Genomic DNA, 19,566 nt, shown 5'->3' on the forward strand with positions numbered 1-19,566 from the left:
GTTAGCGTGTTTAACGCATTCCCGTAGTGGTGAAAGCCTGATAGGATAAAGGCAAAATAAGCTTATATTAGACGTACATGCATTCAGATTCACCCAACGATTCTTGGGCAATTCGTTTTGCTCAATTTGTGCAGCGTTTCGGCACGCTAAAGCTCAGCATACTATTTGTTGTTCTTTCGCTTGTATTTACGCTAGGCGGCTCATACGTAATTCGCGTTAGCATGGGCAGCCAAGTTCAGCCTGATGACTTCATCAGCGCAGTTATTCTAACTATGCTGTCGGCACCGTGGGTGCTGTATTTCTTTAGTGAATTAATTAAACAGTTAGAAAACTCACGTACCAATCTTAAAGAGGTAGTGAGTCAACTAGAGAGCTTGCGCGAAGAGGATGTTTTCCTTAATCGAGAACTTCAAAGTAATATTCGCCAGCTTAATCACGAGATAGAGCAGAGGAAACAGGCGCAAGAAGAGCGCGAAGCGCTGTTCAAAGACTTAGAAAGAGAGATTCAAGACAAGTCAGAGCAAGAGGCACAAGCACGCCGCTTATCTACTTTATTGCGTTCAATTATTGATGCCTCTCCCGACCTCATTTATTACCGCAACGAAGAGGGCCGTTTTGCAGGTTGTAACCGCATTGCAGAGTTAATGACGGGGAAAACTGAGCAAGAGCTTCTGGGGTTAACCCCTAAAGACGTGTACGAAGAAGAACTGGCCCGACAAATTGTTGCCAGTGATCACGAGGTACTCGAAACCAACGCAAGTATTACGGAAGAGTTATGGCTGCGCTTCGCCGATGGCCGCCGACGCTACTTCGAAATGAAGCGCGTGCCTTTCTTCGACAAAGAAGGTAATCGTTTGGGGTTATTGTCGTTTGGTCGAGACATGACGGAACGCAAACAAGCCGAAAATGCCGCTGCTAAAGCCAGTACTGACAAAACCCGTTTTATTGCCACGATTAGTCACGAGCTTCGCACGCCGCTAAACGGTATTGTGGGCTTAAGCCGAATGTTGCGCGACACAGAATTGTCAGATGAGCAGTTCAGCTGGGTAAGCACTATTTATGCAAGTGCGATTACTTTGGGCAATATTTTCAATGACATTATCGACCTTGATAAGTTAGATAGGGACAAACTTGAATTAAGCCTTAAAACAATTTCGCTCAAAGACTTCACTGAAGAACTTAGCAGTATTATCCGCTTACTGGCTGCAGATAAGCAGCTAGAGCTTAAAACCAGTATTAATGAACCGCTGCCACGTCTCGTTGAAATAGACGGGACACGCCTTCGCCAAATACTCTGGAATATATTGTTTAATGCGGTGAAGTTCACGCAAAAAGGCCATGTGAGTTTATCGGTGTCATCGACTAAACCCGATGGTGACAAGGCCTACGTCACCTTTGTTATTGAAGATACAGGTGTTGGTATTCCTGAAAGCGAAATTGATAAAATTTTTGCCATGTACTACCAGGTAGACCACCCGGATCATCAGTCGGCTACGGGAACAGGCATTGGCTTAGCCATTTGTAAGCAAATGGTCGATTTAATGAACGGCGAAATTCACGTTTCGAGTAAAGAGGGTAAAGGCACCCGTTTTGAGATTGTACTGCCAGTACAAATTTCTAATAGCCCAATGAAAGTGGCGCAGCTTCAAGTTACAGGGTTAAATATCTTACTGGTAGAAGATATCGAGCTGAACGTAATGGTGGCTAAAGCGTTGCTTGAAAAACTGGGTCAAAAAGTGGATGTCGCTATGACGGGTCAAGAGGCGATTGATAAAGCAAGAGCTAATCAATACGACCTTATTTTACTTGATATTCAATTGCCAGATATGACGGGCTTTGACGTGGCGAGTACTTTGATTGAAGAAGATTTGGTCATGCAGACGCCTATTGTGGCATTAACGGCTAACGTGATTAAAAAGCGCGACGAGTATCTTGAAAACGGGATGGACGATGTCATCGCTAAACCCATCAAAAAATCTCGTGTCATTGAAGTGTTTAACGACCTATTCCACGCACCGCCAGCGCCGCTTGAGGTAGACGGTGAAGTAGAGCGCCCTGAGCCAACCAAAACATTAAGTAACATTTTAGATATGGACTTATTGCAGATGTTGGTAGATACAATAGGGGACGAAATGGTGCGCGCGAGTGTTAAAGTTTTCCAAGAAAAAATGCCCGAGTACATGGAAATACTGCAGCTCAGCTTAAGTGCGGACGAAAAGTCAGAAGTGTGCTCTCAAGCCCATAAAATAAAGGGGGCAGCTGGCTCTGTGGGCTTAGCTCGCGTTCAGCGTATTGCTAACCAAATTCAACAAGGTGACCACCCTACATGGTGGGAGAACGTGCATGATTGGGTGGAAGAATTGCAAATGGCAGTTCAACACGACATGAAGGCCCTACACGATTGGTTGAACGAACAGCAAGTCGATGACTAAGCGGCTGTAGGCCCGTTAGCATTTAAAGAAAAGAGGGTTCGCCCTCTTTTTTGTTATTAGTCTTTTATTGAAACGAGTAGGTTATTTTTGCGCGTTTTAATCAAGGTAAAAGGAATTATTGTTATGACAGATAGCGTTCAAAGTACGGCTCAAAACCCCGTGTTTTCAAATAACCAGCTTAATGTAGAAGATATTCCTAACCTTCAAACGTTAGCGTTATTGCCTATTTCTAAAAAGTACCGTGCTATGAATATTTTCTCTATTGGGCTAATTGCGCTTGTTTTACTAAGCATTGCTACTGGGCTTAAATACCAACCATTTTGGTCGATACCTGAAGATTTACTGAAGGCCTACCCATACATTGTCACGGCTATCGTTGCTTTAGCGACTATCTGGGCGCTCTACCACGTTTTTGCAGATGTCCGAATATTCTATGCAATAAGAGAGCAGGACATCAGTAAACAATCAGGGCTCATTTTTCGCAAACTTTCTTGCCAACCTATTTTGCGCGTTCAGCACGTTGAAGTAAATAGAGGGCCGTTAGATAGATGGGCTGGGCTTGCTTCTTTACAAGTGTTTTCAGCCGGTGGAGAAATGCACACCTTTGAGATACCAGGGCTTACGTTGGACAAAGCGGAACAGCTACGGGAATTTATTTTAGCACACAAGGATATAGGAGCTCGCTAATGTCTGAGCCGGTATCCTCTGCGGTGTCACAACCGAATGTTAAAGTAGAGACGGGTGGCGAATGGCAGCGCCTTGCACTTATATCCATTTTATATTTTACGGTACGTAATATCAGTAACGCAGGGCAGGGATTGATATACGCGGTACCAGCGTTGGCCGTATCCTTTAATATTTGGGACAACCTTTTCTCGCCAGAAGTATTAGCCGTTGCTGGCTTTTTGCTACTTTCTACGGGAGGGAGCGGCGTCATTAGTTTCCTAATGTACAAGTTTCGGGTGCATAAGCAGCATGTAGAAATACATCATGGCGTGTTTCAGCGTCGCTATACCAACTTACCGTTATGGCGAATTCAAAATGTGAAAATTGAACGCCCCTTCTATTATCGCCCATTCGGATATGCACTGGTGGTGTTGGATACCGCAGGCAGTGGCAAGGAAGAAGCTAAGATAGTTGCTGTGCCTGAATCCTATGCTGAAGCGCTTAAAAAACAAGTACTGTACGAGAAAAAAGCGCACGATTTGCCAAGCCCTGAACGAACGATTAGCTATGGTGATAGTGAGGGTAGAAGCATGTCAGGGGCTGAAGTTCCCATCTTGGCAAGCGCTGAGCATAGGAATGATGCAACAGAAGAGGTGTTAAATCGTCGTTCAGTTAAAGATATTATTATTCACGGCATTACCAACAACCGCGTATGGATCATTCTGGGTGTCGCCGCTCCGTTTTACGATGATCTCTTTGGTATAGTGTCTGAGTGGCTTGCTGATAAAGGGCTACAGCTTAATCAACTGGTGGGTGAACAAACCGTTGCGTGGTGGCAATTTGGGCTGTATGCCTTTGTGCTGCTAATGATGTTGATGGCGTTAGTTGCACTATTAAGCGTAGGCGGTGCTTTATTTACGTTCTATGGCTACACCCTTTCTCGCGCTGAGGACAGGTATATTCGCCGCAGCGGACTTTTAAATAAGCTGGAAGTTAGCATGCGTTCATCGCGCATTCAGATGATCACCGCGAAACAAGACTGGTTAGATAAAATACTAAAACGGGTAAATTTATACTTCGAGCAAAACTCTACCGCAAGTCAGCAAGTGCAAGAGTTGATGTCGCCTAATAAGCTCATTGTGCCGTCAGTTACCGAAACCGAGGCTATTGAACTAAGCCAAGAAGTGATGCCAGGTTGCGATTTAAAGGGCCAGTCGTATCAGGTTATTAGTAAGCGATTTATTCAGCATTGGCTGCTTGCTGTTTGGTCCATCCCCTTCTTAGTTTTCTTTGCTATTGGCGCCATATCCCTTCATTTAGATATCGTGGTGGGGGCGTTGGTTATTTATAGCGTAATTGGACTATTGCTCACGTTAAGGTGGTGGCGGTGGGGAATCTCTTACGACAATAAATACGTGTATATAAGAAGCGGTCGGATTGGAATTGACTATCAGTGTTTCGAACCTCACAAGGTGCAGGAGGTCATCGTAAAGCAAAGTGTGTTCATGAAGAGAAGGAAGCTAGCAACAATTAAGTTTGTGCTGGCGTCTGGCGCTGTAACTGTTCCTTTTTTACCTGAACAATATGTCTTTACGCTTGCAAATAACGTGTTGTTCGAAGTTGAGTCTACGCGAAAGTCTTGGATGTAATGGCGTTTAAATAAAGCGCCACCGCCCACAAAAGGGGGATGGCGCTTATATTGTTTATTCACGCTTATTTATAAAAGCTTAGTGCATCGAGAACGTCATAACATGCGCCCATTGTGTGATAATCGGTTTTGCCTACAGGGCTTTTTGTGGTCTCTAGCTTTTGATTTTTGGCTGATAAAATCCTAAACCATGCCCCATATTTGTGGTCGACCATATATGACCATGCATAGTCCCAAATTCGGTGGTACCACTGCCAGTATTTATCTTCCCCTGTTTCTAGGGCTAAACGCGCCGCGCACGCAAAAGATTCAGCCTGCACCCAGAAGTATTTTTCATCATCACAGATACGGCTATCCGGTGCGAAACCGTAATACAAGCCACCGTTTTCATTATCCCAGCTAATATCAATGACAGCGTCAAATAGTGAGCGGGCGCGTGCGACTAACCAATCCTGTGGCTGATACTGATGAATTTGTAGTAGTAGTTTTGCCCATTCAGTATGGTGGCCTGGTTGGAATCCCCAAGGGCGAAAAAGGTTTTTAGGATCATTCTTATTGTATTCCCAATCAACTTCCCAAGTTTTGGTATAGTGTTCCCAAATTCGACCGTCAGCTTTATCCGCTTGGCGCTCGGTGATATTGTGAGCGAGCAGCAAGGCGCGTTCTAAAAACGGACCGTGACCGGTGGCCTCAAACGCCGCAATAAGCGCTTCGCAGCTGTGCATATTGGCATTTTGACCGCGGTAATCACTGCAGCGAGAAAAATCTGCGTTAAACTCATCTTTGTACAAGCCGTACTCAGCATCCCAGAAATGGGTTTCCATTAATTCGAAGGCATCATGAATATACAGCTCAGCTTCTTTAACGCCAGCTCGCAGTGCCCAGCTGTAATCCAAAATAACAAAGGCCAAGCCGTAGCAGTGATTAGTGGCATCAACGACTTTACAGGCCTTACCGTTTACATCAAGTAACCAAGCGTAGCCGCCAGTATCTTCTTGTAAATGATAATCTCGCAAAAATTGAATGCCAGACTCAACACGGGCTTTGTATCGAGTATCGCCATAAGCTAAATAGGCTCTCGCGTAGTTAAAAACGAAACGCGTAGAGCTAACTAGGTGACGTGTTTTCTCATCAAATATGCTTCCATCGTCCATAAAATTTTGATGGAAGCCACCTGAGACGGCATCAACATTGGGCTCGTAAAAAGCCAAAATGCTCTTGATGTGATCATGCAGAAAATCGTTTGATGCAAAATTTGGTTGCGTGGTCATACCCTTCGCTCCTTAATCCTTTTCTGAGGTGTTAGGTAGTAGCCAATATAAAGCCATGGCTGCGGTCCATGAAAAGTCTGCACCGCCACTTCGCGCACCTGTTTCAGCGTGAAAAGACTCGTTAAAGCCACTGGTATATATACACGCTCGGCTCCCGTGGGTAATACGTTGAGCTTGATGAGCAAAGCCGTAATCTTGTAAGCCAAGGGCTATCATCCAGTTAATATGAAGCCATATAGGCCCGCGCCAATAACGTTGAGGCTCGTAATTAGGATCTTCAGGGTGAGTAGAAGAAATGGCATATTCACTGTGCTCAAGCCATTTATCTAGTTCGGAAATAAGCGGTTGTGTTTGGTGCTCACCAACAAGACCAGCGAAAAACGGCAGTAATCCCGCCGATGTACGTGCTTTACACAAGCTATTGCTGCGGGTATCGAAGCTATGAAATAGGTTGGTTTCTGCACACCACAACTTTTGTATCGCTTCTTCGGTAAGGCTTAAGCGTTTTTCAAGGTAGGCGGTTTGCTCGTTACTTACTCCAATTTTTTCGCACACTTCTAGTAAATCTTTCGTACCACGGTGCAGTATGGAAATAATACTGACATCGTTCACGCGATAGGGGCAGTCTTGATAAATTAACGTATCGTCAAAATTCATCTTGCGGAAAAAATCTACAAGATACAAAAAGCGATCATATTCTTTTTTGTGTGGGCGTTCTGACGCATCAATATGACTAGTGTCCCGGCGGGTATATTCCCAATCTACGCAGGGTACGGCTTCTAATGCGGCGTCCCATGCAGGGCTATTGTCCATGCCTGATTCCCATGGGTGGTAGCTTACCACTAGCCCCGTATTTTCAGGGTCGCGTTGTTTATACCACCACAAATGAGAGTCGATAAGTTGAGGCACTATAGTGTTTATCTGGGCTTCGGCTAATGCTCTATCTTTACATTCTTCAAACAATGATTTGATGACCGTTGCTAGCACAGGGGGCTGCGTAATCGAGGTGCTATCGGGTATGTTCTTTACGCCCCAAATGTCGGGGCCGGGAAAATACGTGTCAGAGTGTTGATGAAAAACAACGTGAGGCACCATTCCCGACTTCCATTGGGCGCTGAGTAATGATGTCGCTTCTTCCCAGGCTCTGGGTTCATCGAATGGTAGCCAGCCCAAGGCTACTATCGCTGAGTCCCAGTTCCATTGAAACGGATAAAGCCCATGTGTTGGGACTGTATAGCCTCCGAGGTCGTTTTTAACTAGCGTTGCTTTTGCATCTTCAATTAATTGCGCGTCGCGCTGATTAGTCTCTGTCATTATGTTTACCCAATATGAGTTAGTGATATGGCAATTATTACACAAAAATTTACAAATAAAACTCATTTTGGGTTGAAAGTGATAAAATTGTGTTTTATTGTAAATGGGAAGTTAAATGGTGGTGTTGCGTACGGCATAGTGGGAATCCGTAATAGAACACCTAATAAAATGACAAACGGTTGGAGATACACAGTGAAAAAACTACTTCTTGCGACGACTATTTCGTCGCTTTTAGCCGGAAACGCTTTGGCTCAGGACAACGCTCAAGCTGATACACAAGACGCGGCAGAAACAAAGAAAGACTATGAAAAAATCGTAGTTACGGGTACGAGCCGAGCGCGATTGGTGGCTGAAACGCCACAATCGACTACGTCTATGGGGGCGCAGGAGGTAGCAAAATTATCCATGAGTAGCCAAGCAGACGTGCTTCGTTATGTTCCTGGTATTAAAGTAGAAGGTGGCGGTGGTGAAGTGGCCACAAATCTCCAAGTCCGTGGGTTACCATCTTCAGGGCAGTTTCAGTTCACCCCACTTTTGTACGACGGTTCACCCACTTTGAGTGCGTTTGGTCTTAACTCGTCGGCTTACGATGTGTATTACCGAAACGATCTAGGTATTGAGCGGGTTGAGTTTGTTCGCGGCGGTGTATCTAACTTATTCGGGCAAGGTTCGGTGGCGGGCGTTATCAACTACCTATCGAAGAAAGGCACGGAACTATCGGAAAGTACGGTGCAATTAGAGCTTTCTGATAACAACCGCAAGCGTATAGATTTTGCCACCAGCGGCCCACTGAATGAAAAAGGCATGTACTATGCCATGTCCGGTTTTTATCGTTACGATGAAGGCCCAATTGATACAGGGTTGCCTACGGAAGGTTATCAACTGCGAGGCAACATTCACAAAGAATTCGACGATGGCAGTGGCTACTTTACTATATACGGCCAAGCTATTGATGATGAGGTACAATTTTTCCTTCCATTGCCTCTTGATTCACAAAGCCGAGAGCGTGTTGCCGGCAACGATGGCAGAGAAGTTGAATCTACCCAAACATTTTATGCATCTGGCTTGTCTTATGACACCGCAGATGGGCGTTATCGCACGCCTATTGAAGAGGGGGTAGCCACTCGTGGAGGCTCTATTTCCATGGAGTTCTCAAAGGATTTAGGTAATGACTACAGTGTTTTAGCACGAGCAAAGTACGCCAGTTACGACCACCAATTTAACTTGTTTCTAGACGGTGACGGTATTATCAATGTGCCAGAAACACAAAGCGAATATTTAGCGAACAGAGGGCTCGACGACCTTGGCGCCGCTGAATTTACCTATGCGGGAACGGACGTAGTATTACCTGAAGGCGATTTACTATTTGCTAACCGAATACTAGACAGAGACCGGCCGGCAACCGATTTTTCTTCAGAGCTTAATGTCGTCAAATACCTGGATGTGGGGGATTTCTCTCATAGCATTACCGTGGGCACCTTCTTTTCAAGCGCCGAAGCAGAAGATAATAATGTAATAACCCGCTACCTCGGCGAATTTAATAATCAGGCCAGATTGGTTGATCTAACCATTACTGACGCCGATGATAACAGTGTCATAGTTAGCCAAAACGGCGTGACAGGCCCGGGTATTAGTTTTTCTGATACGACTATTTCTGCAAGAAGAACGGCATTCTATATAGCTGACCAAATGCAAAACGACGACTGGATCATTGACGTGGGTCTTCGCTGGGAGGAAATCGACGGTACCATTACCCGTGAGGGCAGCGAAACTGTGGTAGTTAATGACGACCCTATACTGTACGAAGACTTACAGGTGAATGTCACAGGGAACGGTGTGCTTACTCACGGTAAAGTCGATAACTCAGAATTAGCTTATTCAATTGCAGCCCTCTATAAAATGGCCGATAACTTTAATGTTTATGCCAACTATTCTCGCGGGTTCTTTTTCCCCGAGTTGCGCGGTGTGGCGTTTAACCCTAATGGTGAGCCGGGCAGTTATGAAAGTGAAATTGTTAAGCAGGCTGAAATAGGCGCGAAGTTCTTCTTTAATGACTTCATTGGAACCATGGCTTTGTTCAAAACCGATCTTGAAGACAGACGTTCGGTAGACTTTGTGAACGACGAAAATGGGGTTGCTGTTGAAGTTCCTGTTTTTCAATCTACCGAGGCCTATGGCGTGGAGTTGGTGGGTAGCTACAACATTACTGATGACCTTATCTTTGATGCAAACTTTACTTACACCGACCACGAATTCACCGAATACGATTCAGATCCTTCTGTTATCGGTAATGAATTGAGAAGAAAGCCAAAGATTATGTTTAATTCTTCTTTACGCTACACCCTAGACGATTGGGATATTTCTTTCTATCACAACTATCACGGTAAAAATTACACCAACGATGCTAATTCGGTTGAATTGGATGACTTTCATGTATTTCGCTTAGACACAGGCTATACCTGGGAGTTTGGACAAGGCGAACGCTTACGTGCCAGTATTGCCGTATGGAATCTGTTCGATTCAGATGGTATTACTGAAGGGTCTCCTCGACTAGGAAACAGTCAAACAGCGGGTGAATCTTATTTTGTAGGTCGCCCTATATTGCCGCGCCGCGTATCGCTTCGCTTGCGTTATGATTTTTAGTCGACGTTGACACTCCCCCTCGCTGATAGTCTCAATTAGGGGCTATCAGTTTTTTATTTCGCCACGTACATAATAAGAACAACTTATGAATTTTCTAGATTATATTGTAGTGATTGGTTACCTAGCTATCTTGCTTTACATGGGCTTTGCCCTGCGTCAGCAAGAAAATAAAGGTGATTATTTTTTAGGTGGTAGAACATTGGGCTGGAAGCCGTTGACGTTATCTGTAATGGCCACTCAGCTCTCTGCAATTAGCTTTATATCTGCCCCTGCTTTCGTTGGCCTTCGCGATGGTGGCGGTATGATTTGGTTGTCTTATGAGCTGGGAATTCCCATTGCCATGATCCTGCTGCTCGGCACCATTCTTCCTTCATTGTACAAATCAGGTGTCGTGAGTATTTATGATTTCTTAGAGCAGCGTTTCGGCCGTTTAACCCGTGTTCTTATTAGTATCGTTTTTCAATTTAGCCGCGCGTTTGCTACTGGCATTATGATTTATGCAGTCTCCATTATTTTACAAGGAACAATGGGGATTGAAGCTTGGCAGGCGGTCGTACTTACCGGCATCATAACAGTGCTTTATTCTCTTCAAGGTGGTATGAAGGCAGTGGTTTATGCTGATGCTATCCAAATGATTATCATTGTACTTGGTACTATCGCGTGCATTGCCATAGGCTTACACGCGTTAGGCGGTGTGGACGTACTAGTTGAACAAGCGCCTAAAGAGCGTTTAACCGCCATCGATTTTTCTTCTTTGGGGTTCAGCGGCGATGGTTTTGGCTTCTTGCCAATGCTATTTGGCGGTATCATATTGTACGCGTCCTATTATGGTTGTGACCAAACTCAAGCACAGCGCGCGTTATCGGCAAGAAATGAAAACGACTTGCGAAAAATGATTGTGGCTAACGGCATCATCCGTTTTCCAATTACCTTATTGTACTGTTTCTCTGGGCTTATAGTAGGTACTCTAGCGCTAACCAATACCGAGTTTTTCAATAAAATCCCCGCTGATAATCCGGATTGGTTGATGCCTACGTTTATTCTTAACTATCTCCCTCATGGCTTAATTGGCCTTTTAATTGTGGCTATTTTATCTGCTGCGATGTCTTCTCTTAGTTCCGCTATCAACTCATTATCAGCGGTTACCGTTGAGGATTACTGCCGTATTACAAATAAACAGCTTGAGCATCAAAGCTATTTAAAAGTGGCAAAAATCACCGGGCTTATTTGGGGTGGCGTTACCCTTGTTCTGTCGTTGTATGCGGGCAATATTGCTCCTACTATTATTGAGGCTATCAACAAAGTAGGCTCTGTTTTTTACGGTCCTATTCTGGCCTTGTTCTTATTAGCGGTGGCGAGCAAGGCGCTGGTTGGAAAACACGTAAATTTAGGGCTGATTGCCGGCGTAAGTACGAATATTGTAATTTGGCTCTCTGTACCTGATATCTTTTGGTTTTGGTGGAACGTTATTGGTTTTGTTGTAACGTGCGCCGTCGCCTTGGTCGCGCGCTATGTTTGGCCGTCAGCAACGCTAGCAGAAAACGTTAAACAACTTAAATTCCACTCAATTCTTACTACGAAAGACGTTGTTATCCTAGTAGGCTTTTTTATTATCATGCTGGCAGTATGCTTACTAATGCCATCGCTGTTTTCATAAAGCCCTTTTAGAGGGCTTTTATAAAAGGTTTTTTCATGAATAAAACATTTCTCTTTTCACTGTATGAAGAAGCGGTTCGGGTAAGTAAACCAAAGCATTGCTTGCCTGATTATTTTTCGACTTTTTCAAAGGGCGAGCGCGTGTGCATTTTAGGTGCAGGTAAAGCGGCTGCCGATATGGCGGTAGAGGCATATAACTATTTCGGCGACAACGCCTACGGCTTAGTTGTTACCCGTTACGGCTATGAAAATACAGCGCCTACAGGGAATATCGAAGTGCGTCTTGCTGCGCACCCAGTACCCGATGAAAACAGTGTTGAAGGCGCCAAAGCACTCCTTGCCATGGCTTCTCGTGTAGCACCTACCGACAAAGTGATTTTTCTTATCTCTGGTGGTGGCTCCTCATTAGCTTGCGCGCCGCCAAGTACTATTTCCCTTGACGATAAATTGGCACTGCACAAATTTTTACTGCGAAGTGGCGCTAGCATTGAAGAAATGAATACGGTGCGAAAGCATGTGTCAGTGATAAAAGGCGGAAGGTTAGCTGCCGCATCTAAAGGCCATAACACCAGCTTGGTTATTTCAGATGTCGTCGGTGATGACCCGGCATTTATCGCTTCGGGTCTTACCGTACAAGATACATCAACGCCACACGATGCCCTTGCCATTTTAGACAAATACGGGTTCGATACTTCATCGAACATTCGAGGATATTTAGCTCGCGCTCCTGAACTCCCTAGGGTTACTGGCGATTATACACTAGTGGCTAATGCACAAAGCGCGATTGATGCTGCGGTCAAAAAAGCCAATGCTAATGGTTGGGACACCCATATTATTAGTTACACTGAAAAGGGCGAGGCGCAGAAGGTAGCAAAACGTCATGCAGAGATCGCCCTTGAACATAAAAAAGCGGGTAAGCCTATTTTATTACTCTCCGGTGGTGAACTTACCGTGACATTGGGCGATTCCCAAGGTGAAGGCGGACCAAACCAAGAGTACCTTATGGCGCTAGCAAACGCGCTTAAAGGTGAAGCAGGTATCTGTGCACTAGCTGCCGACACTGATGGTGTAGATGGAAGTAAAGACGTTGCCGGTGGTTTCATAGACGAGCATACCCTTACCCGAGCGACGCAAAATGGACTAGATATAAACGCACTATTAGCGGAACACGATAGTTTTGGCTTTTTTGATGCGTTGGGCAGCCATATCAAAATTGGCCCTACACGCACTAACGTAAATGATTTTAGAGTGATTTGTATTGCTTAAGTGCGCTATGTTGGTGAGATCTGCCTATCACTTACGTATAATAGCGCTAGCTTAATTCGAACATGTTGAAAGTAAAATCTATGCTTACATCGGCGAGAAATAATCAGTTATTGCGCAGCGCCTTTACCCTAGGAAAGGGGGATAAGTTGCTTCAAGATAACCAGAAAGCCATTGTGAAAGAGGTGTTTTGGACACACGGCATTACCCAACGGGAAATATCAAGCCGTACTAAAATTCCTCAGCAAACCGTTTCACGATTGGTAAACAGTCTAGTGGAAGACGGCCTTATTCATAGTGTAAGCGACTCAGGCAAGCCTTCATCAGGTTTAGAGCCTAACCCAGACTTTGCTTATTGCTATGGGCTATCGGTGCTGTTAGACGCAATATCGATAGCGTTAATGAATCTTAAAGGCGAAGTCGTTGCGACAAAGCATGTGGAATTAGATGACATGGGCATTGCATCGGTCCTATCTAAAGCGGCTTCAGAGGTAGAGTCGATGTCCACTAAGTTTAATATTGATAGTGCTCGTATACTGGGTATTGGCGTGGGTATATCAGGCTTCTTCAGTTCCACAGATGGTAGAATGAATACGCACCATGCCATAGAAGAGTGGGCAGATATTAATATTGCCGATACCGTTGCCGAGGCGTTTAATTTACCCTCTTGGGTGGTAAACGACGGTACAGGCGCAGCAGCGGGTGAGGGAATAGCTGGAGTGGGCAGGAAGTACAAAAACTTTGTGTACTTCTTTGTATCGAGTGCCTTTGGTGGTGGCCTTATTAACAATGGCGATATGATCCGCGGAACTCATGGAAACGCTGGAGAACTCGGCGATATGTTACCTGCCAAACTCTACAGTCATCCTAATCTCCAGCTTTTAGAGCGCATACTCTTAAAACATGGCGTAGAAGTACCGTCGATGTACCGATTAAATGAAGTCTTCGATCCAAATTGGCCCGGGGTTGATGAATGGATTTATAAAGTTCAGGACTCATTTGATTTGGTTGCTACCGCAAGTTCAGCATTACTGGACAGCCAAGCTATTATCATTGGTGGGCATATTCCCACTAAACTGGCTGAAAAAGTTATTCCTAGAATAGATGTTTATGCACAATTTAGACGAGGCGCGAAGCGCCCCATGCCTGAAATAGTGTGTGCCGGCGTAACCGAATGCCCGGTAGCCGTTGGGGCAGCTACCTTACCAATTAGAGATTGGTTTTTGTAATAGGGTTAGACTAACTGAGCGGATTTAGAAGCAGTATCCCTGAGCATTATTTGATCTCGGCCTGCACGTTTCGCATTGTATAAACGAGCATCAGCCACCTCTAATTGTGACTCTAAGCTCGGGTGTTCTTCAGCGCAAACGCCAATACTACAGGTAATGTTGAATTTGTGATTGGTGAATTGTGTTGTGCGAACTGCATCCATAAATGCAGAGAGCGCAGAAAGGTAAACTTTGGGCGGTCTCACTGACACCACCGTAAACTCCTCTCCGCCGTAACGCACAATAAGATCGTCTGGGAAATAGTCCTTCATCAAGGCCGAGAACTCTTGTAAAAGCACGTCACCGGTTTTGTGTCCGTAGGTATCATTAACGCCTTTAAAATTATCAGCATCAATCATTGAAACAATCACATTGCTTCTCGTGGCCTTGCGGGAGAAGAGCTCGTCTGCTTTTTCATAAAGAAAGCGACGATTGTAGACCTTGGTTAGCGGATCTAAATTAGCCGAATTGCGAATAGTTTGAATCATTTCCTGAGACTCAAGGTTCTGCATGATTCGGCAGTAGAATTCTTCGTGATAAAAAGGCTTAGAAAGAAAATCGTTCGCGCCGCTCTTGATAAACTTAGAAGTTAAAACGCTGTCACCGGAAGCGGACAGACCGATGAAAACCAAATCCTGTAAGCGTTTTTCGTGACGAATTGTCCTAACAAGCTCATAGCCATCCATATTAGGCATACGGTGGTCAGCAATGACCATTTTAATATCTCGATGGTTATCTAGCACTTCCAGCGCTTCTAAACCATCGTTGGCTTCGTGCACCTGAAATTGAAATTTACGGAGTAACGAGCAAATGTGGTTACGGCTGGTTTTTGAATCTTCTACCACGAGTACTTTTGTGGTTAAGTTCTTTCTTAAGCGATCCACAAGTTTAGAAACTTGAAGGTATGAATAGCGAGACTCTTTGGTTATGTAGTCTAATACCCCTTGATCGAGCAATTGTGCGCGGGTGAACTCATCGAAATTACCAGTCAATACAATCGTTGGTAAGTTATAAGAAAGGGCTAACTCAACGCTTTCGCCGTTAGGCGCATCGGGAAGGTTTAAATCAACAATAGCCGCTAAATATTCATTGTCACTTTCAAGAGCACTTTTCGCCTCAGCCAGATCTTCACACAGATCACACGTAAAGTGAGGATTATCCTCAATAAGTTTATTAACTATCTTTCGGACAGTCGAGCTGTCTTCTACTACAAGAACTTTATACATGAGATCTACTCTTAATATCTTAGCTTTGATAATAACCAATAAAAGAAAAAAAAGCCCTCTTACAGAGGGCGTTTCATACTTATGTCTAAATCAATTGGTAAAGTGGAATCACTAGGTTGTATTAACTTTGCTCAACGGGGACGCGAACAAAGCCTTCCATTAAAACTCGTGCACTTCGGCTCATGACAGCTTGTTGAATATGCCATTGGTTATTATCAAAAGTCGCTTTCGCGCCAACCCGTAAAGTACCAGAGGGATGGCCAAAGGTAACCGACTCTCTGTTCTCCCCACCTGCCGCTAGATTAACCAGCGTGCCGGGAATAGCGGCTGCTGCAGCTATAGCAACGGCTGCCGTGCCCATCATCGCATGGTGCAGTTTACCCATAGACAGGGCGCGAACGAGTACATCAATATCAGAGCCCAATATGTCTTTGCCGCTAGACGCTTTGTAGCCTTTAGGCGTTGCTACAAAAGCCACTTTAGGAGTATGTTGGCGCGTTGCAGCTTCGCCAATATCTTTTATCAAACCCATTTGCACAGCGCCATGTGCACGAATAGCTTCAAATTTCCCAAGTGCTTCGGCATCACTATTTATATCATCTTGAAGTTCGGTTCCTGTGTAACCGATATCTTCAGCGTTGATAAAAATAGTAGGGATACCTGCGTTGATCATGGTGGCCTGCAAGCTACCAACGCCCGGCACTTCCAAGGTGTCGACTAAACGTCCAGTTGGGAATATCGCGCCCTCGCCATCGGCAGGGTCCACAAATGCGACCTCGACTTCTGCAGCAGGAAAGGTCACACCATCAAGCTCAAAATCGCCAGTTTCCTGTACTTCACCATCAGTAATTGGCACGTTAGCAATAATCGCTTTGTTGATATTGGCCTGCCAAATATTTACCGTAGCAACACCGTTTTGTGGAATTTTGCTGGCATCAACCAATCCATTGCTAATGGCAAAAGCGCCAACGGCCGCGGTTAGGTTACCGCAGTTACCGCTCCAATCTACGAAAGGCTTGTCGATGGCAACTTGGCCAAACAAGTAGTCTACATCGTAACCTTCACGCTCGCTTTTACTTAAAATCACGGTTTTACTGGTGCTAGAGGTAGCACCGCCCATACCGTCGGTTTGTTTACCGTACGGGTCTGGGCTACCTATCACCCGAAGAAGCAGCGCATCACGGGCTGGTCCCGGTTTTTGTGCTGCCTCTGGTAAGTCGGATAAATTAAAAAACACACCCTTGCTAGTACCGCCACGCATGTAGGTAGCCGGTACTCGAAGTTGTGGCGCATACTTTGTCATGTTTTTTCCTTGTTGTGGTGAGCGGAAGTTGGTTGCGATTTGAAACACGCTGTGAACACGTCCGTGTGCGCTCCCCAGCCGCATCCATGCGGCTGGAAGGTTTCAAATCGCAACCAACCTCCTGCCCAAAAGTAACAAATCCTGCCAAAAGAAGTTAGCTTGTTTAGGGAAAACTGAGTTGGGGGTGGGACCCTCAATTCGCATGGATGCGAATTGGGAGCCTACATGGATGTATTCACGGCGTGTCCTGCAACCGGCTCAGTTCTTCCCAGCCGAATCAGCTAGCTTCTGCTTCTAAGAAGTCCTTTGCGAAGCGTTGTAATACGCCGCCTGCGCTGTAAATTGAGACTTCCTCACCTGTATCTAAACGACAGGTTACGGGCACTTCTAGTTGCTCGCCGTTTTTACGGTTTACTACCAGCGTCAGTGTTGCGCCCGGCGAAGGTTCTCCGCTTACGTCGTAGGTTTCTGTACCGTCTAGCTCAAGGGTTTTTCGGGTTGTGCCAGGCTTAAACTCTAGCGGTAAAACGCCCATACCAATAAGGTTAGTACGGTGAATACGCTCAAAACCTTCAGCTACAATGACTTCAACGCCCGCAAGACGCACGCCTTTCGCTGCCCAGTCTCGCGATGAACCCTGACCGTAGTCCGCGCCCGCTACAATGATGAGCGGCTGTTTGCGGTTCATATAGGTTTCAATGGCTTCCCACATGCGCACGACTTTGCCTTCTGGCTCTACGCGGGCAAGCGATCCTTGCTTAACTTCGCCGTTTTCCAGCACCATTTCGTTGAACACTTTGGGGTTCGCAAGGGTAGCGCGCTGCGCCGTTAAGTGATCGCCTCGGTGGGTGGCGTAGGAGTTGAAGTCTTCCTCAGGTAACCCCATTTTCGCTAAGTATTCCCCGGCGGCACTGCTTGCCATAATGGCGTTCGAAGGTGATAGGTGATCGGTGGTGATGTTGTCACCCAAAATGGCCAGCGGTCGCATACCTTTCATGGTACGCTCGGCATCCATTGCGCCTTCCCAGTAAGGTGGGCGGCGAATGTAGGTGCTCATTTCACGCCAGTCGTAGAGCGGGTTAATGTCTTTACCGTAATCCACACTCAAGTCGAACATTGGCTCGTACACTTTTCTGAAATGCTCAGGCTTGACAGATTTAGCAACAATAGCGTCAATCTCTTCATCGCTTGGCCAGATATCTTTAAGCGTTACTGGGTTGCCATCTTTATCGGTGCCTAACACGTCCTTTTCGATATCAAAGCGAATGGTACCGGCTATGGCGTATGCAACGACCAAGGGTGGTGATGCCAAGAAGGCTTGCTTCGCATAGGGATGAATACGCCCATCGAAGTTACGGTTGCCCGAAAGTACCGCCGTGGCGTATAAATCGCGGTCGATAATTTCTTGCTGAATTTTAGGGTCTAGCGCGCCACTCATACCGTTACAGGTGGTACATGCAAATGCCACAACCCCGAAGCCTAAGTCTTCCAACTCGCTCATTAAGTTGGCTTCTTCAAGGTATAACTTAACAGCTTTAGAACCTGGCGCCAGAGAGCTTTTCACCCATGGCTTGCGGGTTAAACCGCGCGCGTTTGCGTTTCTGGCAAGTAAGCCTGCTGCAATAACATTGCGCGGGTTAGAGGTATTAGTACAGCTGGTGATAGCCGCGATAATCACCGCGCCATCTGGCATTTTACCGTCTTCCTCTTCCCATTTTGCTGCGATACCGCGGCTTTCTAAGTCGCTGGTAGGTAAGCGTGCATGTGGGTTAGACGGCCCGGCCATGTTTCTGCCTACTGCAGACAAATCAAACGTAAGCACGCGTTCGTACTCGGCAGTTTCTAAGTCATCTGCCCATAAACCTGTGTGTTTAGCGTACTGCTCTACAAGCGCAATTTGCTTTTCTTCACGACCCGTTAATCGCAAGTAATCAATAGTTTGCTGATCAATATAGAACATGGCCGCTGTTGCGCCGTATTCTGGTGTCATGTTCGAAATGGTGGCACGGTCGCCAAGGGTTAAGTGGGATGCACCTTCACCATAGAATTCAAGATACGCAGATACTACACGCTCTTTACGCAAGAATTCAGTAAGCGCTAATACAATGTCGGTAGCCGTAATACCTGGCTGAGGCTTACCGGTAAGTTCGACCCCTACAATATCAGGCAAACGCATGTAAGACGCACGACCTAGCATAACGCTTTCTGCTTCAAGGCCGCCCACGCCTACCGCAATTACACCAAGTGCATCAACGTGCGGCGTGTGGCTGTCGGTACCTACTAGTGTGTCAGGGAAGGCTACGCCGTCACGGTTTTGAATAACTGGCGACATACGCTCCAAGTTAATCTGATGCATAATGCCGTTACCCGGCGGAATAACATCTACGTTTTTAAACGCGGTTTTTGTCCAGTTGATGAAGTGAAAACGGTCATCGTTTCGTCTGTCTTCAATAGCACGGTTCTTTTCAAACGCGTCTTTTTCGAAGCCTGCGTGCTCTACGGCGAGGGAGTGGTCCACTATTAGCTGAGTAGGCACAACCGGGTTTACTTTCGCCGGGTCGCCGCCTTTCGCCGCAATGGCATCGCGAAGGCCCGCTAAATCAACCAGTGCGGTTTGACCCAAAATGTCGTGACATACCACACGTGCTGGGAACCACGGAAAATCGAGGTCGCGCTTGCGGTATATCAGCTGTTTGAGTGAATCGTTTAGCATGGCAGGGTCGCATTTACGTACCAAGTTTTCAGCCAATACACGTGACGTGTAAGGCAGCTTGGCGTATGCACCTGGCTCTATGGCATCAACCGCTTCACGGGTATCGAAAAAATCGATACCCGCATTTGGAAGCGGTTTACGGTAATCAATATTCATAAACCAC

General features: G+C 45.8%; 12 protein-coding genes. 7 read left to right on the forward strand and 5 right to left on the reverse strand.

The genetic code is table 11. The features are described 5' to 3' along the window. The first annotated feature begins 77 nt into the window (after positions 1 to 77). The 3 genes from arcB to ACTRWF_RS11925 all read left to right on the forward strand — a co-directional run bounded on the left by arcB (position 78) and on the right by ACTRWF_RS11925 (position 4,747). Positions 78 to 2,432, forward strand: a complete 2,355-nt coding sequence (gene arcB / locus ACTRWF_RS11915) for an aerobic respiration two-component sensor histidine kinase ArcB (RefSeq protein ID WP_012519578.1) — start codon at positions 78 to 80, stop codon at positions 2,430 to 2,432. Between the two features lie 123 nt (positions 2,433 to 2,555). Continuing rightward, positions 2,556 to 3,119 carry a PH domain-containing protein gene (locus ACTRWF_RS11920; RefSeq protein ID WP_012519577.1) on the forward strand — a complete coding sequence of 188 codons (564 nt, stop codon included), beginning with the start codon at positions 2,556 to 2,558 and terminating at the stop codon, positions 3,117 to 3,119. Continuing rightward, the gene (locus ACTRWF_RS11925; RefSeq protein WP_015067889.1) at positions 3,119 to 4,747 is read left to right on the forward strand and encodes a PH domain-containing protein; all 1,629 of its coding nucleotides are present in this window, start codon (positions 3,119 to 3,121) and stop codon (positions 4,745 to 4,747) included. The genes ACTRWF_RS11920 and ACTRWF_RS11925 overlap by 1 nt, the downstream gene beginning before the upstream one ends. Positions 4,748 to 4,811: 64 nt before the next feature. Here the strand turns inward: ACTRWF_RS11925 and ACTRWF_RS11930 are convergent, their stop codons facing one another. Both ACTRWF_RS11930 and ACTRWF_RS11935 read right to left on the reverse strand, forming a co-directional pair. After that, entirely contained in the window at positions 4,812 to 6,017 is a 1,206-nt protein-coding gene (locus tag ACTRWF_RS11930; protein WP_012519575.1) for an AGE family epimerase/isomerase, read from the reverse strand. A gap of 12 nt (positions 6,018 to 6,029) precedes the next feature. Beyond that, positions 6,030 to 7,331: an MGH1-like glycoside hydrolase domain-containing protein gene (locus tag ACTRWF_RS11935; RefSeq protein ID WP_012519574.1), complete on the reverse strand. Its 1,302-nt coding sequence runs from the start codon at positions 7,329 to 7,331 to the stop codon at positions 6,030 to 6,032. A gap of 192 nt (positions 7,332 to 7,523) precedes the next feature. Between ACTRWF_RS11935 and ACTRWF_RS11940 the strand changes: the two genes are divergently transcribed. The 4 genes from ACTRWF_RS11940 (at position 7,524) to ACTRWF_RS11955 (ending at position 14,122) form a co-directional block, all read left to right on the forward strand. After that, the gene (locus ACTRWF_RS11940; RefSeq protein ID WP_020744814.1) at positions 7,524 to 9,974 is read left to right on the forward strand and encodes a TonB-dependent receptor; all 2,451 of its coding nucleotides are present in this window, start codon (positions 7,524 to 7,526) and stop codon (positions 9,972 to 9,974) included. An 85-nt stretch (positions 9,975 to 10,059) separates the two neighbouring features. After that, positions 10,060 to 11,631 carry a sodium:solute symporter family protein gene (locus ACTRWF_RS11945; RefSeq protein ID WP_015067888.1) on the forward strand — a complete coding sequence of 524 codons (1,572 nt, stop codon included), beginning with the start codon at positions 10,060 to 10,062 and terminating at the stop codon, positions 11,629 to 11,631. Positions 11,632 to 11,666: 35 nt separating this feature from the next. Next, positions 11,667 to 12,896, forward strand: coding sequence for a glycerate kinase type-2 family protein (locus tag ACTRWF_RS11950; RefSeq protein ID WP_015067887.1), 1,230 nt, complete (start codon positions 11,667 to 11,669; stop codon positions 12,894 to 12,896). Between the two features lie 80 nt (positions 12,897 to 12,976). Continuing rightward, positions 12,977 to 14,122, forward strand: a complete 1,146-nt coding sequence (locus tag ACTRWF_RS11955) for an ROK family transcriptional regulator (RefSeq protein WP_015067886.1) — start codon at positions 12,977 to 12,979, stop codon at positions 14,120 to 14,122. A gap of 5 nt (positions 14,123 to 14,127) precedes the next feature. Here ACTRWF_RS11955 and ACTRWF_RS11960 read toward each other — a convergent pair whose 3' ends face one another. From ACTRWF_RS11960 to acnD, 3 genes are all read right to left on the reverse strand, one after another. After that, positions 14,128 to 15,387 (reverse strand): response regulator, encoded by a 1,260-nt coding sequence (locus ACTRWF_RS11960; RefSeq protein WP_012519568.1) that lies wholly within the window; start codon positions 15,385 to 15,387, stop codon positions 14,128 to 14,130. Positions 15,388 to 15,508: 121 nt separating this feature from the next. Continuing rightward, positions 15,509 to 16,690, reverse strand: a complete 1,182-nt coding sequence (gene prpF, locus ACTRWF_RS11965; protein ID WP_012519567.1) for a 2-methylaconitate cis-trans isomerase PrpF — start codon at positions 16,688 to 16,690, stop codon at positions 15,509 to 15,511. A 277-nt stretch (positions 16,691 to 16,967) separates the two neighbouring features. Further along, the gene (acnD, locus tag ACTRWF_RS11970; RefSeq protein WP_012519566.1) at positions 16,968 to 19,559 is read right to left on the reverse strand and encodes a Fe/S-dependent 2-methylisocitrate dehydratase AcnD; all 2,592 of its coding nucleotides are present in this window, start codon (positions 19,557 to 19,559) and stop codon (positions 16,968 to 16,970) included. Between the last annotated feature and the right edge of the window lie 7 nt (positions 19,560 to 19,566).

The organism is Alteromonas sp. G5_S2_22_S1, from assembly GCF_054968525.1.

Coding starts and splice junctions, on each gene's coding strand:
- prpF (WP_012519567.1), bottom strand. CDS start 16,690: ATGACAAAGTATGCGCCACAACTTCGAGTACCGGCTACCTACATGCGT.
- ACTRWF_RS11930 (WP_012519575.1), bottom strand. CDS start 6,017: ATGACCACGCAACCAAATTTTGCATCAAACGATTTTCTGCATGATCAC.
- ACTRWF_RS11955 (WP_015067886.1), top strand. CDS start 12,977: ATGCTTACATCGGCGAGAAATAATCAGTTATTGCGCAGCGCCTTTACC.
- ACTRWF_RS11950 (WP_015067887.1), top strand. CDS start 11,667: ATGAATAAAACATTTCTCTTTTCACTGTATGAAGAAGCGGTTCGGGTA.
- arcB (WP_012519578.1), top strand. CDS start 78: ATGCATTCAGATTCACCCAACGATTCTTGGGCAATTCGTTTTGCTCAA.
- ACTRWF_RS11945 (WP_015067888.1), top strand. CDS start 10,060: ATGAATTTTCTAGATTATATTGTAGTGATTGGTTACCTAGCTATCTTG.
- ACTRWF_RS11960 (WP_012519568.1), bottom strand. CDS start 15,387: ATGTATAAAGTTCTTGTAGTAGAAGACAGCTCGACTGTCCGAAAGATA.
- acnD (WP_012519566.1), bottom strand. CDS start 19,559: ATGAATATTGATTACCGTAAACCGCTTCCAAATGCGGGTATCGATTTT.
- ACTRWF_RS11925 (WP_015067889.1), top strand. CDS start 3,119: ATGTCTGAGCCGGTATCCTCTGCGGTGTCACAACCGAATGTTAAAGTA.
- ACTRWF_RS11920 (WP_012519577.1), top strand. CDS start 2,556: ATGACAGATAGCGTTCAAAGTACGGCTCAAAACCCCGTGTTTTCAAAT.
- ACTRWF_RS11935 (WP_012519574.1), bottom strand. CDS start 7,331: ATGACAGAGACTAATCAGCGCGACGCGCAATTAATTGAAGATGCAAAA.